This window comes from Saccharopolyspora erythraea, assembly GCF_018141105.1.
Lineage (GTDB): Bacteria > Actinomycetota > Actinomycetes > Mycobacteriales > Pseudonocardiaceae > Saccharopolyspora_D > Saccharopolyspora_D erythraea_A.
The window spans coordinates 4335729-4351722 of the sequence record NZ_CP054839.1; the positions used below are offsets into that span (position 1 = coordinate 4335729).

The 15994-nt window shown below is 70.9% G+C and carries 13 protein-coding genes; 6 read left to right on the plus strand and 7 right to left on the minus strand.

Annotated elements, in window-relative coordinates:
* Position 1 precedes the first annotated feature (1 nt).
* From ahcY to HUO13_RS19445, 3 genes are all read left to right on the plus strand, one after another.
* The gene (gene ahcY, locus HUO13_RS19435) at positions 2-1462 is read left to right on the plus strand and encodes an adenosylhomocysteinase (RefSeq protein ID WP_211896553.1); all 1461 of its coding nucleotides are present in this window, start codon (positions 2-4) and stop codon (positions 1460-1462) included.
* Between the two features lie 324 nt (positions 1463-1786).
* The gene (locus HUO13_RS19440; RefSeq protein ID WP_211896554.1) at positions 1787-2674 is read left to right on the plus strand and encodes a mycobacterial-type methylenetetrahydrofolate reductase; all 888 of its coding nucleotides are present in this window, start codon (positions 1787-1789) and stop codon (positions 2672-2674) included.
* A 110-nt stretch (positions 2675-2784) separates the two neighbouring features.
* Complete coding sequence (locus HUO13_RS19445; protein ID WP_211896555.1) at positions 2785-3678, plus strand: methylenetetrahydrofolate reductase; 894 nt, start codon at positions 2785-2787, stop codon at positions 3676-3678.
* 69 nt (positions 3679-3747) lie between these two features.
* On the opposite strand, the gene HUO13_RS19450 is transcribed toward HUO13_RS19445, so the two are convergent.
* The 4 genes from HUO13_RS19450 to HUO13_RS19465 all read right to left on the minus strand — a co-directional run bounded on the left by HUO13_RS19450 (position 3748) and on the right by HUO13_RS19465 (position 7370).
* Positions 3748-4410: a DUF5134 domain-containing protein gene (locus tag HUO13_RS19450; RefSeq protein WP_211896556.1), complete on the minus strand. Its 663-nt coding sequence runs from the start codon at positions 4408-4410 to the stop codon at positions 3748-3750.
* A 1-nt stretch (position 4411) separates the two neighbouring features.
* On the minus strand, positions 4412-5806 hold the full coding sequence (locus tag HUO13_RS19455) for a PepSY-associated TM helix domain-containing protein (RefSeq protein WP_211896557.1): 1395 nt from the start codon (positions 5804-5806) through the stop codon (positions 4412-4414).
* A 231-nt stretch (positions 5807-6037) separates the two neighbouring features.
* Complete coding sequence (locus HUO13_RS19460) at positions 6038-6445, minus strand: hypothetical protein (protein WP_211896558.1); 408 nt, start codon at positions 6443-6445, stop codon at positions 6038-6040.
* Positions 6446-6617: 172 nt separating this feature from the next.
* Positions 6618-7370, minus strand: coding sequence for a sugar isomerase domain-containing protein (locus HUO13_RS19465; RefSeq protein ID WP_211896559.1), 753 nt, complete (start codon positions 7368-7370; stop codon positions 6618-6620).
* 186 nt (positions 7371-7556) lie between these two features.
* Here HUO13_RS19465 and HUO13_RS19470 point away from each other — a divergent pair, with 186 nt between their 5' ends.
* Positions 7557-7961 carry a DoxX family protein gene (locus HUO13_RS19470; RefSeq protein WP_249123870.1) on the plus strand — a complete coding sequence of 135 codons (405 nt, stop codon included), beginning with the start codon at positions 7557-7559 and terminating at the stop codon, positions 7959-7961.
* A 38-nt stretch (positions 7962-7999) separates the two neighbouring features.
* Here HUO13_RS19470 and mmuM read toward each other — a convergent pair whose 3' ends face one another.
* A complete protein-coding gene (mmuM, locus tag HUO13_RS19475; protein ID WP_211896561.1) occupies positions 8000-8893 on the minus strand; it encodes a homocysteine S-methyltransferase in 894 nt (297 codons plus the stop codon).
* 40 nt (positions 8894-8933) lie between these two features.
* Positions 8934-12164, minus strand: coding sequence for a bifunctional cytochrome P450/NADPH--P450 reductase (locus tag HUO13_RS19480; protein WP_211896562.1), 3231 nt, complete (start codon positions 12162-12164; stop codon positions 8934-8936).
* Positions 12165-12393: 229 nt separating this feature from the next.
* On the opposite strand from HUO13_RS19480, the gene HUO13_RS19485 reads away from it, so the two are divergent.
* Both HUO13_RS19485 and HUO13_RS19490 read left to right on the plus strand, forming a co-directional pair.
* Positions 12394-13794 carry an FAD-binding oxidoreductase gene (locus tag HUO13_RS19485; protein WP_211896563.1) on the plus strand — a complete coding sequence of 467 codons (1401 nt, stop codon included), beginning with the start codon at positions 12394-12396 and terminating at the stop codon, positions 13792-13794.
* Between the two features lie 126 nt (positions 13795-13920).
* On the plus strand, positions 13921-14886 hold the full coding sequence (locus HUO13_RS19490) for a magnesium transporter CorA family protein (RefSeq protein ID WP_249123871.1): 966 nt from the start codon (positions 13921-13923) through the stop codon (positions 14884-14886).
* A gap of 111 nt (positions 14887-14997) precedes the next feature.
* On the opposite strand, the gene HUO13_RS19495 is transcribed toward HUO13_RS19490, so the two are convergent.
* The gene (locus tag HUO13_RS19495) at positions 14998-15960 is read right to left on the minus strand and encodes a chitinase (protein ID WP_211896564.1); all 963 of its coding nucleotides are present in this window, start codon (positions 15958-15960) and stop codon (positions 14998-15000) included.
* Positions 15961-15994 lie beyond the last annotated feature (34 nt).

The following is a 15994-nucleotide window of genomic DNA, read 5'->3' on the forward strand; positions in this document are numbered from 1 at the left end:
CATGAGCGCGAAGCTGCAGAAGGTCAACGGCATCGAGTTCGCGGTGAAGGATCTGTCGCTGGCGGAGGCGGGCCGCCACCAGCTCCGCCTGGCCGAGCACGAGATGCCCGGCCTGATGGCAACTCGTCGCGAGTACGCGGCGTCGAAGCCGCTCAAGGGGGCGCGGATCGCCGGTTCGCTGCACATGACGGTGCAGACCGCGGTTCTCATCGAGACGCTGCTCGAGCTCGGCGCGGAGGTGCGCTGGGTGTCCTGCAACATCTTCTCCACCGACGACTCCGCCGCGGCGGCCGTCGTGGTCGGCCCGAACGGCACTCCGGAGAAGCCCGAGGGCACCTCGGTGTTCGCCTGGAAGGGCGAGACGCTGGAGGAGTACTGGTGGTGCACCGACCAGCTGTTCCAGTTCGAGGGCGGCCAGTCCCCGAACATGATCCTGGACGACGGTGGTGACGCCACGCTGCTGGTGCACAAGGGCGTCGAGTTCGAGGCCGCCGGCGCGGTGCCGCAGGCCACCGACGACGACCCGGACGAGTACAAGGTCGTCCTCAAGACCCTGCGCGACAGCCTGTCGCAGGACAACCAGCGCTTCAGCAAGATCGCCAAGGAGATCCGGGGCGTCACCGAGGAGACCACCACCGGTGTGCACCGCCTCTACGAGTTCGCCAAGACCGGCGAGCTGCTGTTCCCGGCGATCAACGTCAACGACTCGGTCACCAAGTCCAAGTTCGACAACAAGTACGGCTGCCGCCACTCCCTGGTCGACGGCATCAACCGGGGCACCGACGTGCTCATCGGTGGCAAGACCGCCGTCATCGCCGGTTTCGGTGATGTCGGCAAGGGTTCGGCGGAGTCGCTGCGCGGCCAGGGCGCTCGCGTGATCGTCACCGAGATCGACCCGATCTGCGCGCTGCAGGCGGCGATGGAGGGCTACGAGGTCGCGACGATCGAGGACGTCGTCGAGACGGCCGACATCTTCATCACCACGACCGGCAACTTCAACATCATCACCGCCGAGCACATGGCGAAGATGAAGCACAACGCGATCGTCGGCAACGTCGGTCACTTCGACAACGAGATCGACATGGCCGGCCTGGAGAAGGTCCCCGGCATCAAGAAGGTCGAGATCAAGCCGCAGGTCCACGAGTTCACCTTCGAGGACGGCCACGCGATCATCGTGCTGTCCGAGGGCCGGCTGCTGAACCTGGGCAACGCCACCGGTCACCCGAGCTTCGTCATGTCGAACTCGTTCACCAACCAGACCCTGGCCCAGATCGAGCTCTGGACCAAGCCGGGCGAGTACGACAAGCAGGTCTACGTGCTGCCCAAGCACCTGGACGAGAAGGTCGCCCGCCTGCACCTGGACGCCCTGGGCGTCAAGCTCACCAAGCTGACCAAGGAGCAGGCCGCCTACATCGGTGTGGACGTCGAGGGCCCGTACAAGCCCGACCACTACCGCTACTGAGCCGTCGCTCAGGCACCGCGGTGCCGACCGGTGGTCACCGCCCGCGCGGCGGGCGGTGACCACCGCACCCGGGCACGAGGAGGAGTCTCCGCGATGGTGCGGCCCCAGGCCGAAGCGGGCCGCCGACGACATGACGGTCCACAACGTGCCCTCCTATTCTCCAGTGGGGACCACTGCCGGTTCCCGCGTTCCTCGATTCGCCGTTTCGCGAACAGACTTTCCAGCAGGAGTATCGGTCCCTGCTCGCACAGGGCAGGTTTGCGGTGTGGATTCTTCCGCTCTCCGCGGTGACCGAAGTCGACAGAAGGAAAACCTGAGGACGAGATGAACACCATCGCACTCGAACTGGTTCCGCCCGACCTCGACGGCGGTGAGCAGAAGGCCGTGGCGGAAGGGCGAAAGATCGCCGAGCTCAGCCGCAAGAGCGGGCTGGCGGGCCGGATCCGGCACGTGATGATCCCCGGAATCATCCAGGAGGACGGGGACCGGCCGGTCGATTTCCGGCAGAAGATGGACACCATCGACTTCTGGCAGGCCATCAAGCCCGAACTCGACGACATGCGCGCCCTGTGCACGCAGGTCACCGCCTTCCACGACGAGCAGAAGCTGGGCGAGCGCCTGCAGGACCTGCGCAAGGCGGACATGGACGGCATCGCGTTCGTCGGCGTGCCCCGCAACATGAGCGACGGCGAGGGGCCCGGCGTGGCCCCGACGGACGCGCTCACCAAGTACCAGGACGTGGTTCCCCACCGCGGGTCCATCCTGATTCCGACCCGTGAAGGCGAGCAGGGCCGGTTCGGTTTCAAATGCGAGCGCGGCGCCACCTACGGAATGACGCAGCTGCTCCATTCCGACGCCATCGTCGAATTTCTGCGCGAATTCGCGGAAACCACGCCGCACCGCCCCGAGATCCTGCTGTCGTTCGGGTTCATTCCCGGCGTGGAGAGCAAGAAGAAGCTCATCCAGTGGCTCATCCAGGACCCGGGCAACGAACACGTCGCGAAGGAACAGGAGTTCGTGGCCCGCACCGCCGAGCTCGGTTTCGAGCAGCGCAAGCAGGCGGTCGTCGACCTCTACAAGCGGGTCGTCGACGGCGTGCACGACCTCGGCTTCCCGCTGAGCGTCCACCTCGAAGCGCCCTACGGCTACAACGAGCCGGCGTTCGAGACCTTCGCCGCGATGCTGGAGCACTGGGCGCCGAGCCCGGCCTGAGCCCGGTGGTGCGGCTGAGCCGGGAGCGAGGCCGCCCACATCGCCGGGCCACCCCAAGTGCGGGACCACTATGCTGCGGAGCCCGCGTGTGGAAGGGGAGAGGCCAAGTCATGACTCGGGTCGTCGACCGGCTGCGGCCGGGCAGGACGGTGTTCTCGGTGGAGTTCTTCCCGCCGAAGAGCGACGACGAAGAGCGGCTGCTGTGGAAGGCGATCCGGGAGTTCGAGGCGCTGGACCCCGCCTACGTCTCGGTCACCTACGGGGCGGGCGGGTCCAGCCGGGACCGCACGGTGCGCACTACCGGCCGGATCGCGAGCGAGACCACGCTGGTGCCGGTGGCGCACCTGACCGGGGTGAACCACTCGATCGCCGAGCTGCGGCACGTCATCGGCTCCTACGCCGCCGAGGGCATCCGCAACGTGCTGGCGATCCGGGGCGACCCGCCGGGTGACCCGATGGGCGAGTGGGCACCGCACCCGGAGGGCATCACCTACGCCGACGAACTGGTCCGGCTGGTGCGCGGGTGTGGTGACTTCTGCGTGGGCGTCGCGGCGTTCCCGCACATGCACCCGCGCTCGGCGGACCTGGACTCCGACACCCGGCACATGGTCGCCAAGCTGCGTGCGGGGGCGGACTTCTCGGTGGCGCAGATGTTCCTGGAGCCGGAGTACTTCCTGCGGCTGCGCGACCGGCTGGTCCAGCGGGGCTGCGACCAGCCGCTGCTGCCGGGGATCATGCCGATCACCACGCCGAAGGTGCTGGGCATGACGACGCAGCTGAGCAACATGACGATCCCGTCCGCGGTGTCGTCGGTGCTCGACCCGCTGGCAGGCGACCCCTCGGGCTTCCGCGCCGCCGGGATCGAGATCACGACCAAGCTGTGCGAGAAGCTCATCGCCGAGGGCGTCCCGGCGCTGCACTTCTACAGCCTGAACCGCGCCCAGGCGACCCGGGAGGTCCTGGGCAACCTCGGCCTCGACGGCGGGGTGCTCAAGGCGGCCTGACGCCGGCGGGTTGGACACCGCCGCGCCCGATTCTCCGGATCGGGCGCGGCGGTTTTCGCGTCCGGGCGGCTACAGCGCGGTCAGCAGCATGACGCCCATGCCGAAGCTCATCGCCGCGTGGCAGGTCGACTCGGCCGCCACGATCCGAGGTGCCGCCCCGCCGGTTGGTCGCAGCGCGCCGCGTCCGATGTCCAGGGCGCGTGCCGTCCAGGGCAGCGCGGTGACCACGAACGCGGCGCCGAGCAGCACCGAGACGGCGACGACGGGTCCGGGCGGACCCGCCGGGACCGGCCCAGCGGCGGCTATCCCCGCCGCTGACGCGCCTAGCGAGTGGTGGTGCCCGCCGTGACCGGAGTCGGGGGAGTGGCCCGTCATCAGCAGCGGCATGGTCGCCACCATCCACACCATCGCCGCCATCATCAGCGCGTGGTGCACGTGCGCGAGCACGGGGGAGCCGTGGCCGTGGTGATCGCCGGTGCGGCGCCGGTTGCCGGCCAGGAAGGCGAACCACAGCGCGGCCAGTCCGAACAGCACGATCTGGGGCGCCGCCGGGATCGCCATGCCCCACGGCCACGCCATGGCCACCATCAGCGCGCTCATCAGCAGGTGAGCCGCCGAGCTGATCCGGTCGGCCACTCCGCACGCCGGGGCGAGCAGTCGGCGCAGCGACCACAGCGCGGTGCCGGTGAACAGAATGGTGAGGATCCAGCGCAGCAGCAGTGCTTCGACCATGTCAGGCTCCCGCGTTCGAGTCGGAGGTGCGGCGGCGGGCGACGGCTCCGAGAACTGCGTCCAGGACCAGGAACGCCAGCAGGGAGACGCCGAGCAGGGGCACGAAGTAGGCGACGAAGGCCGCGACGAGGATGATCGGCGCCATCACCCGGCCTGGCACCAGCCGCCACGCGCCGCGCGCCGGCAGCCTGCCGAACCCGGCGGCCGGCCTGCGCAACCACCACATGCGGTAGCCCCAGAAGATCACGCACAGCAGGCCGAGCCCGAGCGCGAGCAGCGCGATCTGGTTGACCAGGCCGAACAGCAGGCCCATGTGCGCGTCGATGCCCCACCTCGACAACTTGGCCATCAACGGGTAGTCGGCGAACCGCAACGTCGCGGTGACCGCACCGCTGGCCGGGTCGACCGCGGCCGAGTCCTGCCGGGTGGGCCACTGGCGCCCGACCTGCTGGACGGTGTACGCCCCGCCGTCGTCGGGCGGCGTGATCTCGACCGCGCCGGTGACCCCGTGCTCGGCGGCGGCCTCCCGGATGCGGTCGAACCCGACGTCGCCGCCAGACGGAGCGGACGGCAGCGCCGTGGAGACGGTGGGGGTCTCCCAGGAAAGCGACTCCCGCAACGCGCTGATGTTCTCCCCGGCGTAGACCGACCACGTCAGACCGGTCGCCGAGAGGAACAGCAGGCCCGGCGCAAGCCACAGACCGACCGCTCCGTGCCAGGACAGGACCCTTCGCCGGCCCGCAGGACGCAGCTCGGGGGCGATCGTCGTCCGGACCCGGCGGCGTGGACGCCGGCGCGCGACCCACATCACCAGCCCGCCGGCCACGACCACCCAGAGCCAGCTCGCGGCCAGCTCGCTGTAGAGCCGTCCCGCGTCGCCCAGGTGCAGCCCGCGGTGCAGGTTGTCGATCCAGGCACGCAGGGGAAGGGCCTGGCTGCTGCCGTAGGTGTCGAGCACCCCGCGCACCTCCAGCGTGTGCGGGTCGACGAACACCGTGCGCCGGTAGCTCTCCGGCAGGTCCGGCGCGTCGAAGATCACCTGCGTGGTGTCGGTCGGGGTCGGCGCCGGGCGCACCGACTTCAGCGAGTCGCCGGGGCGGACGGCGCGGGCCGTCTCGACCTGGGCCGCGAGCGGATGGCTCGTAGCCGCGGGCGGGACGTGCAGCTCGTGGTCGTAGACGCTCTGTTCCAGCTGCGGGGTGAAGACGTAGAGCAACCCCGTCAGCGCCGCGACGACCAGGAACGGCGCGACCAGGGCCCCGGCGTAGAAGTGCAGGCGCAGCACCAGCGGCCGCAGGGCCTGCCACCAGGTCTGCCGGGGTGCGTCGGGAGCGCGGGGCTCCCGGACGTCGGGTTTCGCGGGCGTCTCGTCGACCAACTGTTCATCGGGCGCCATGGCACTCCTAAACTGCTCCGCCGCTCCGCTCTGCCGGAGTCGACCTTCGAACAACAGGTCGTGGGCCCGGCGTGTCTGGTTCCCGGCGATTTGTGCGAGTGCCGTCAGAAGGGCGTGGCCGTCGGTGCGCCGGACGGAGCCGGTCGCGACGAGCACGAGTGATGAGCGGAGGAGCCAGGCCCGACGTGGACCTGCGAGCGGGTCAGCGCGGTCACGCGCCGCTCCGGTCGGTCACCGGTGGAGCGCGTCGAGAGTCGCGCGGCAGGTGTCGGCGCAGTGCCGGGTGGCGTCCGAGCAGATCCGGCAGTGCGTGTGGTGCTCGGCGTGCCGGCCGCACAGTTCGTTGCTGCGCTCGCACGCCAGCAGGCACACTTCCAGCTGCGCGCTGAGCATGCTGCTGTCGGGTCCGTTGCCTCTGGTGAGGACGTTGCGCGTGGTGGTGACGACGTCCACGCAGTCCATGTCCCGGCTCGCGGCCTCGGCCAGGTGGCCCGCATCCCGCGCGGCCAGCATCCCGGCCGAGCAGGCCAGCACCGCCTCGGCGCAGTCCTGCAGGGCCTCCACCATGGTGGCCATCTGCTCGCTGCTCAGGCTGGGCTTGGTGGTCATGCTTTCGAACAGCTCGCGCGTATGTAACACGGCTGAACACCTTTGCTGCGGTTGTGCGGCATCGGACGGTTCGCCGGGGGACGGGACCGGACTCGCGACTGCCGCCGTCCTCCGGCCGAGGGACCATGTTCCACCCGCGGCGTGGTGATCGCCGGATGTCGTTGCCGAGCGGCTGTTCGGCTCAGGCCGGCCGCGGTCGTTCTCAGGCTCCGCGGCGGATGCGTCCGGCGTAGCGCTCCTCCAGCGCGCGGTTGTGCTCGTCGCCCTCCGGGATGTTGGCCGACAGGTACACCGGCGGTGCCTCCCCGGCGGCCAGCAGCGCGCTGACGACCTCGGCCACAAGCATCTGCGCCAGCAGCGCGGCGGTGATCGAGGAGACCCCGCACACCGCGCCGCCGCCGGGCAGCGGGAGCACCGCGTCGCCGTAGGGCGCGCCGTTGTCGAGCACCACGTCGGCGAAGTCCGCCAGCCGCTTGCCGGACGGGTGCCGGGAGTCCACCTGCTCGGAGTGCAGGCGGGAGGTGATCGCGACGAGGCTGTGGCCGCGCTCAGCGACCAGCCTGGCGAACTCCACGACCGCGCCGTTGACCCCGGAGTTGGACGCGACGACGAAGACGTCCCGCGGGCTGACCGGGGCCAGCTCGTAGAGCCGGTGCGCCACCTCCGGCGTCCGCTCCAGGTGCGGGTCGAACAGGACCCCCGGTGGTTCGCCGCCGTGGACGACCAGGTCGCGCAGAGCGATCATGTTCGTCGGCACCAGGCCGCCCGCCCGCCCGGCGATCTCCATCGCCAGCGCCTGCGAGTGCCCGGTGCCGAAGGCGTGCACCACGCCGCCTGCCCGCACCGAGCCGGTCACCAGCTCCGCGGCCCGGCCGACGGCCTCGGCCTGGCCGGTGGCGACGCCGTCGAAGATCTCGCGCGCCGTCCGGACGAACTCGTTCCCGCTCACCGCCATCTGCGCCTCCAGCGCTCGGAGCTGATCTGCCCTCGGCGACTCTATGCGCGACCCGCCCGCTCGTGGCGGGGGAAATTGTCGGAGTCGGCTGAGATGCTTCTACCCCGAGCCGCGGATCGCCTCGGCTCAGGGGCCGCTCACGCGGACCGGCGACAGGCCGGATCCCGACCTCCCGGAGGAATGACCATGGCCGCCGAACACGTCGACACCACGCCCGCCCGCCCCGGCCGGGCCCTGAACGTGACGCTCTGGGTGCTGCAAGCCCTGCTCGCGGCGTTCTTCGTCTTCGCATCGCTGCCGAAGCTGCTCGGCGACCCGGCCACGGTCGCCTCCTACGACCTGATCGGGTTCGGCCAGTGGTTCCGCTACCTCACCGGCGCGTTGGAACTGGCCGGAGCGATCGGGCTGCTCATCCCCCGGCTGTCGCCACTGGCCGCGCTCGGGCTGGCCATCGTGATGCTCTGCGCGACGGTCGCCAACCTGACCGTGCTGGCCATGCCCAGCGCCGCGGTCACGACGGTCGTGCTGATGCTGCTCTTTGCCTTCGTCGCGTGGAGCCGCAAGTACCAGCTCACCGGTCTGCGCCGCTGAGGCTCATTCGGTCGGGCGAGCCGATTCGGCCGCCTCGTTCAGGCGAGCGAGGCGGCCAGGGCGGCGATGTCGTCGGGCCGCACCCGGCAGCAGCCGCCGATGACGGCGGCACCCTCGCGCGCCCAGCTGCTCGCCGCGGTGTCGGGGGACTGGGACCCGCCCGTCCAGATGCGGCGGTCCGCGTCCCAGCCCTCACCGCTGTTGGGGTAGGCGATGACGGGTTTGCCGGTCACCTGCCGGGCGATCGCCAGTGCCGGGGTGACCTCGGCGGGGGAGCAGCAGTTGACGCCGACGGCGACGATGCCTTCGTGGTCGCGGGCCACGTCGAAAGCCTCGGCGAGCGGCTGGCCCGCGCGGGTGCGCCCGTCGGCCACCGTGTAGGAGAGCCAGGCCGGGACCCCGATGCCGTCGATCGCCTCGATGAGGGCGATCGCCTCGTCGAGGTCGGGCACCGTCTCCAGGGCGAGGACGTCCGGTGCGGCACCCGCCAGGACCTCCAGCCGGGTCCGGTGGAAACCGACCAGGTCCGAGACGGTCAGTCCGTAGCGCCCGCGGTACTCGGAGCCGTCGGCGAGCGTCGCGCCGTAGGGCCCGACCGAGGCGGCGACCCACCTCGGCCGCTCTGGCTCCAGGCGTTCGGCGGCCTGCCGGGCCAGCTCGACGCTGCGGCGCATCAGCGCCGCGGCTTCACCGCGACCGATCCCCCGCGCGCCGAAACCGGAGAAGCTCGCCTGGTAGCTGGCGGTGGTGGCGATGGCCGCGCCGGCGCGGAAGAACGCCTCGTGCGCGGCGACGACCTCCTCCGGCGCGTCGTGCAGCAGCCGCGCCGACCACAGCTCGTCGGAGAGGTCGTGGCCCCTGGCCTCCAGCTCGGTGGCCAGGCCACCGTCGAGCACGAGCGGAGCGCTGCTGCGCAGATCGGCGAACGGCACGCACCCACCATAGGCGTCGCGGTGGCCGCCGTGCGTTGCCTCAGCCGCCCCAGATGTCCTCCAGGTAGCGGCCGGAGGACTTCAACCCGGCCAGCCACGCCTCGGCATCGGCCTGCCCCGTCCCGGTCCGGGCGCGGAAGAGGTCGGTGAACGCGGCGCGCACCGCGGGGGCCATCGTGCTCGCGTTGCCGCACACGTACACCACCGCTTCGGCGTCGAGCAGCGCCATCACCTCGTCCCCGCAGGACCGCAACTGGTCCTGGACGTAGCAGCGGGGCTTGCCGGGCACGCGCGAGAACGCAGGGTGCACCTCGACAACACCGCGCTGCTGGAAGTCGCGCAGCTCGTCTGAGTAGAGGTAGTCCACCTCCGGGTTCCGGCAGCCGAAGAACAGCAGCGACCGGCCGACCGGGACGCCCTGCGCGGCGAGCACGGCGCGGTCCTGCAGGAATCCCCGGAAGGGTGCCAGGCCGGTCCCCGCCCCGATCATGATCATCGGGGTGTGCGGGTTCTCCGGCGGGCGAAACGCGATCGTCGGCTTGCGGACGAAGACGAACACGGTCGCCTTCGCCGGGCTGCGGGCCAGATGGTTGGAGCAGATGCCGCGATACTCGCCTACGCCGCTCCTGGCAGGCGCGCACAGGACGCCGGTGGTGATGCTGCACGTGTCGCTGCTAATGCCCGGTGCCGAGGAGATGGAGTAGTAGCGCGGCCGGAGCGGCGGCAGCATGTCGAGGAAGACCTCGAACGGCAACGCGCAGCCGGGGTGCTCCTCCAGCAGTTCGAGCACGGACCTGCGCGGTTCGAAGACGTGCGTGCGGTAGCAGCCGTCGGTGTCCTTGGCCAAGGCGCGCAGTCGCTCCCGCTGTCCGGAGTCGTCGGTGTACTCGGCGAGAAGCTCGATCTGCTCCCTGGTCGCGGTGTCCTGCAGTTCCACGCAACTGGCGAGCACGCCGAGCAGCGGCGCGGGCTCGTCCAGCGGCAGGTGGGTGTGCCGGCTGCTCTCGGTCGGCGTGATCGTGACGTACATGCCCGCGTCGAGGCCGAACCGCAGGATCGCGCGCCGGATCAGCTCGACGTCGTTGCGCGGCAGCACACCGAGGTGGTCTCCGGTGCTGTAGTCCATCCCGGCGGGCAGCGCCACGTCGAGGTGCCGGGTGGAGCGCCGGTCGCCGTCGCCGTCGTGGTGCAGCAGCTCGCGGTTCACCCGCACCGTGGCCGGGCGCGCCCGGTAGGACATCACCACGGGGTTGGTCGTCTGCTTGTTGACCAGCGAGATCGCCAGCCTGGGGGCACCGGCGCCGGTCGCGGTCAACTCCGGTTCCAGCCCCAGGGCGCACGTGAGCGCGGGCCACAGGCCCTGGTACCAGGCGTGGTACTGCTCGTCGAAGTCGCCCTGCGCGTTGCCCTCTCCCCGCTGGTAGGCGCGTAGCGCTCCGTGCGCGGCGAACTGCTCGTCCAGCAGGGTCGGCACGGCCTGGTACGTCGACGCCCAGTCGGTGCTGCCGCAGCCGAACACGGCGTAGTGCAGCCCGGCGCACGCGTCGGGCGAGGTCGCCGGATCGCTGATCCAGGCGCAGAACCGGCCCGCGTTGTCCGGGGGAGTGCCGTTGTAGGAGGCGGAGACGACCACCACCGCACCGCGGTCGGGCAGCGCGTCGGTGTAGTCGTCGAGCGGACCGAGGCCGACGTCGAAGCCGCGCCGGGTGCCGTCCTGCGCGATTCGGCTGGCGATGCTCTCCGAGGTGCCGAGGTTGGACCCGAACAGCACCAGCAGCGGGGTGTCGTGCGCGTCGGCTCGGGGCGCGGCGGGAGCCTCCTGAACCGTCCGCTCGGCGGGTGGCGCGGTGCGGGGTGCGGCGGCGTCGATCTTCCGGCCGGGGCGGGGACGCACCTGGACGTGCATGCCGTCGGGCTTGAGCGTCAGGGTCGTGCGCACCGAGAGCCGGTAGTCGTGGACGTCGGCGAACTCGAAGCGCTGCAACAGCATCGCGAGCACGAGCATCGCCTCCTGCCGCGCGAACTGCTGGCCGATGCACGCCCGCTGGCCGGTGCCGAACGGCTTGAACGAGTGCGGTGGCAGGGCCTCGCGGCGCTGCGGGTCGAAGTGCTCGGGGTGGAACTCCTCGGCGTCGGTGCCCCAGACGCGCTGGTCCCGATGCAGCATGGGCGTCACCACCGTCACCGGGGTACCCGCCGGGATGAGGTAGCGGCCGCCGATCACGGCGTCCTGGTACGGCGCGCGGGTGAAGGCGGGCGCGGTCGGCCACAGCCGCAGCGTCTCGTCGACGATCTGGCGCAGGTAGCCGAGCTCACCGAGCTGCGCCAGCGTCGGCTCCGCTGTCGAGCCGACCACCCGGTCGACCTCGGCGTAGGCCCGCTCGGCCACGTCCGGGTTCTTGAGCAGGAAGTACAGGACGAACGACAGCAGTCCACTGGTTGTCTCGTGCCCGGCGATCATGAACGTGACGCACTGGGCGCGGATGTTGGCGTCCGGCAGCCGTTCACCGGTCTGGCGGTCGACGCCGTCGAGCATCGCGCCGAGCAGGTCCCGGCGCGTCTCGCCCGACTCCCTGCGCTGCTGGATCACCTGGTCCACCAGCCGTTCCATGGTGGCGTTGTCCTCGTCCAGGCGCCGCCGCGCGCGGACCCGGAGCCGGGTCTGGACCGGCAGCTGCCGGATCCTGGCCTGGGACTCGGCCAGGACCCGCATCATGGCGGCGACGAAGGGGTGGGCGTCCTCGCGGTAGAAGGAGTTGAAGCGGTAGCCGAACCCGCACAGCGCGATGGTGTCGAGGGTGAGCCTGGTGGTGTCGGCGGTGACGTCGACCTCGTCGCCGGGGTTGAGCCGCTCCCACTTCTGGACGAGCTGGCCCGCGATGTCGGTCATCATCGGCAGGTAGTCGCTCATGGCCTGCTGCGAGAACGACGGCATCAGGATGTTGTGCGCGCGGCGCCACAGCGGGTCGGCGGTCTCCGACGTGAACAGGCCGTTGCCCGCGCTGGTGCCTCTGCGCAGCATGCCGAGCCCGCCGGTGACCCGCTTGTCGAACAGGTTGTCGTCGCAGAGGTCGGCCACGAGATCCTGTCCCCAGGCGAAGACCCGCCCGCCCGGGCTGCCCGGGATGTCCAGCCGGAAGATGGGACCGAGTTCGCGCCCGAGCTCCACCAGGCTCTCCACGGGGTGCTCGGAGTCGATGCAGAAGATGTTGCCCAGGACGGGGAGGCCGCGGGGGCTGGGCAGCGACTCGACGGTGATCGGTGCGGACATGGTGGATCACCTCTGGACGGGTCCGGCGTCGGGAGGTCGTGCCTGGCGGACGGTGGTGCTCAACAGCACGGACCAGCCCGCCGGCACCGGCCGGGCCTGCCCGTGCCATTCCATGCTGGACCGGTGGGGACGACGGGGACACGGTCTTTACGCCCCGATCCCCGGCGACGCACGGTTGCACCATCGCCCGCGGGATACGGTGCACGGCGGTGCGTTGAACGGAGGAAACATGCCGGACCTTCCGGAGGGCGTGGTCGCGGCGCTGCGGGCGGAACTGCCCGAGCGGTGCCTGCTGACCGATCCCGACTCGATGACCCGATTCGCCCACGACGAGGCGGAGTGGGCGCCGCACGGCAAGCCGGCGGCGGTGGTGCGGGCGAGCACCACCGAGCAGGTCGCGACCGCGGTGCGGATCTGCTCGCGGCTGGGTGTGCCCGTTGTGCCCAGGGGTGCCGGGACCGGGCTGTCGGGAGGGGCCAACGCACTGGACGGCTGCGTGCAGCTCTCGCTGACGGAGATGGACCGCATCGTCGAGATCAACCCCCGCGAACAGCTCGCCGTGGTGCAGCCCGGCGTGGTCAACGACGACCTCCGCGCGGCCTGCCTGGAGCAGGGCGCCTGGTACCCGCCGGACCCGGCCAGCTCGCCGTGGTCGACCATCGGCGGCAACGTGGCCACCAACGCAGGCGGGGTCTGCTGCGTCAAGTACGGCGTGACCCGCGACTACGTGCTCGGCATGGAGGCGGTGGTCGGCGACGGCGAGGTCGTGCGGCTGGGCAGGCGGACCGCCAAGGGCGTCGCGGGCTACGACCTGTGCGGCCTGTTCGTCGGGTCGGAGGGCACGCTCGGCGTCATCACCGAGGTCACGGTCCGCCTGTTACCCGGTGTGCGAGCGCCCGAACGGACCGTGGTCGGCTACTTCGACACGCTGGTGGCCGCGGGCGAGGCGGTCGCGGCCGTCGCCGCCGCGGGCGTGGTGCCCTCCGCGCTGGAGCTGCTCGACAAGCACTGCCTGGAGGCGGTGGACGCCTGGAAGCAGATGGGGCTCAGCGCCGAAGCCGACGTGCTGCTGCTCGGGCGCTCCGACAGCCCCGGTGCGGCCGGTGACCACGAGGTCGAGACGCTGGCCCGCTGCTTCGACCAGGCGGGTGCGACCTGGAGCGCGGTCTCGACCGACCAGCACGAGGCCGACGCGCTGTTCCAGGCCCGCCGCCTGGCCTACCCGGCGCTGGAGCGCCTCGGGCCGCTGCTGACCGAGGACGTGTGCGTTCCCCGCGCGGCGGTCCCGGAGATGCTGGCCCGCATCGAGGCATCGGCGCGGCGCCACGACACCCACATCGCAAACATCGCCCACGCCGGCGACGGCAACCTGCACCCGCTGATCATCACCGCCGCCGGGGACGAGGACGCGAAGCTGCGCGCGCAGCGCGCGTTCGACGACATCGTCGACGACGCGATCGCGCTGGGCGGCACGGTGACGGGCGAGCACGGCGTCGGGTTGCTCAAGCGCAGGGGCCTGCACGCCGAGCTCAGCCCCGCGGTCGTCGGCATGCACCACGCGGTCAAGAACGCCCTGGACCCGCGGGGGATCTTCAACCCGGGCAAGGTGTTCGGCGATCCCGGGAGCTGACCTGGCGAGGAGTCGGCTGCCGGTGGCCGCGCCGTGGCCACCGGCCCGCTGCGCCATCGCGGTCCGCCGGACGGCTTCGCCACATCCGCCGCACAGCGGCGCCGGAGGAGTCTACGGTGTCCTGTCATGGCCCGAACGCGCTTGTACCGCAACGGAATTCTCGAATCGGAGGACTTCCCCGTAGCGGACGTTTCCGACCATCTGCTCGATCCGGACGCGACCGTGTGGCTGGACTTCTGCGCGCCCGGCGAGGCGGAGCTCGCGCTGATCAGCGAGGAACTCGGGCTGCACGCGCTGGCGGTCGAGGACGCCGTCCACGAGGGACAGCGCGCGAAACTCGACTGCTACGACTCGCATTCCTTCCTCACCGCCTACGCGGTGAGCATGGACGGCGAGGTGTTGCGGCGCCACGAGGTCGCCGCGTTCGTCACCCGACAGGCGCTGGTCACCGTCCGCAAGGACGAGGCCTTCGACATCCAGGCGGTGCTCGACCGGTGGGACGCCGCGGCCGAGGGGGCCAAGAGCGGTGTCGGTTTCCTCCTGCACGGGCTGCTCGACTACGTCGTGGACGGCCACTTCGACACCGCGCAGACGCTCGACGACCAGATCGAGCAGCTGGAGGACCTCGTCTTCGAGGACCGCCCCGACCACACCCGGTTGCAGCGGCGTTCACTGCAGGTGCGCAAGAACCTGGTGCACCTGCGGCGCGTGGTCGTGCCGATGCGCGAGGTCGTCGGCAACCTCATGCGCCACGACATGCGGTTGGTCGACGACGCGACGCAGCCGTACTTCCAGGACGTCTACGACCACGTGCTGCGGGCGTCGGAGTGGACCGAGTCGCTGCGCGACCTGATCACGACGATCCGCGAGACGCAGCTCAACCTGCAGGGCTACCGGCTCAACACGATCATGAAGAAGGTGACGAGCTGGGCTGCGATCATCGCGGTGCCCACCGCGGTCACCGGCTTCTACGGCCAGAACGTGCCCTACCCGGGATTCCAGCAGGTGTGGGGCTTCTGGGCGTCCCTGGTCTCGATCGTCGTGCTGTCGGTCGGCCTGTACGCGCTGTTCCGCAAGCGGGAGTGGCTGTAGGCGCCGCTCCACCACTGGTCGCGGCACCCGTCTGCCCTCGCGGGCGCGGGAAGGAGCGGCGACCGACCATCCCGGCAAGACATCGTTGAGCGCAGACCCCGACGCTGGCGGCTAACCCGCGAAAGCCTTGAAGATCTGGGTGAACTCGTAGTCGGACTGCGCGATGCTGCTGCAATCCGGCGCGACCGGCCCTCCCGGGCAGCGGCCGTTGTCGCGGCCCGCCGACCAGAACGACAGCAGCCCGATCCGGTTGGCGGCGGCCCAGTCGACCAGTTGCCTGGCATGGCCCTGTTCGAAGACCTTGCCGTTGAAGTTGCGGCCGATCATGGGTGTGACGCCGAGCCGCGCCTTCAGCTCGGCGTCACCGAGGTCCGGCCAGATCTGGCGCATCTGGCCCAGCGTGCTCTCCGCCGCGGCGATCACCGCGTCACCCCACGGCTTGCCGGAGCCGAACTCCATGGTCATCGGATTCACCAGGACGTCGACGCCGTGCGCCGCAGCGCTCTGCAGCACCTGGTAGGAGTACGGGTCGAGCCCGGTGTCGTCGCTCTGCACGCGCAATGTGTAGCTGATCTCGGTACCGCGCTCGGCCTGGAGCCGGGCGAGCGCTTCGTTGACCATCTCATGCGGAATCGATGCTTCCACGTCGATGTCGAGGTGGTTGGCGCCGACGGCGTCGAGCGTCGCGCGGTAGGCGGCGAGCAGTTCGTCGGCCGTGCGGCAGGAGTGCTCCAGGTACGGCCCCAGCGCGCCGCCGCTGGCGACGATCACGTCACCTCCCATCTCTCGCAGCCTGGTGACCTGGTCGACGACGCGCGGCTCGGTCAGCGGGATCTGCCCTCCCCACCGCGGATCGCAACCCGCGCTGCTGCCGAGGACGAAGGCGAGCGTGAAGTGCTTCTGGCCGGTCGCCTGGGCGATCTCGGGCAGCGTCGGCGACTCCCGCGTGATGTCGACGTAGGGCGCAGTCCTGATCGTCGCGACGCGCTCGGCTTCGGCTCCGGCCGCGGGCGCGGCCACCGGCAGGAGAACGGCGGCCGCGACCGCGGCGAGCAGCTTGGGCAGGGATCTCATCGGGGACTCCCGGGTCTCGTCGGGGCGGAGCGAC

Coding starts and splice junctions, on each gene's coding strand:
- ahcY (WP_211896553.1), top strand. CDS start 2: ATGAGCGCGAAGCTGCAGAAGGTCAACGGCATCGAGTTCGCGGTGAAG.
- HUO13_RS19440 (WP_211896554.1), top strand. CDS start 1,787: ATGAACACCATCGCACTCGAACTGGTTCCGCCCGACCTCGACGGCGGT.
- HUO13_RS19445 (WP_211896555.1), top strand. CDS start 2,785: ATGACTCGGGTCGTCGACCGGCTGCGGCCGGGCAGGACGGTGTTCTCG.
- HUO13_RS19450 (WP_211896556.1), bottom strand. CDS start 4,410: ATGGTCGAAGCACTGCTGCTGCGCTGGATCCTCACCATTCTGTTCACC.
- HUO13_RS19455 (WP_211896557.1), bottom strand. CDS start 5,806: ATGGCGCCCGATGAACAGTTGGTCGACGAGACGCCCGCGAAACCCGAC.
- HUO13_RS19465 (WP_211896559.1), bottom strand. CDS start 7,370: ATGGCGGTGAGCGGGAACGAGTTCGTCCGGACGGCGCGCGAGATCTTC.
- HUO13_RS19470 (WP_249123870.1), top strand. CDS start 7,557: ATGGCCGCCGAACACGTCGACACCACGCCCGCCCGCCCCGGCCGGGCC.
- HUO13_RS19480 (WP_211896562.1), bottom strand. CDS start 12,164: ATGTCCGCACCGATCACCGTCGAGTCGCTGCCCAGCCCCCGCGGCCTC.
- HUO13_RS19485 (WP_211896563.1), top strand. CDS start 12,394: ATGCCGGACCTTCCGGAGGGCGTGGTCGCGGCGCTGCGGGCGGAACTG.
- HUO13_RS19490 (WP_249123871.1), top strand. CDS start 13,921: ATGGCCCGAACGCGCTTGTACCGCAACGGAATTCTCGAATCGGAGGAC.
- HUO13_RS19495 (WP_211896564.1), bottom strand. CDS start 15,960: ATGAGATCCCTGCCCAAGCTGCTCGCCGCGGTCGCGGCCGCCGTTCTC.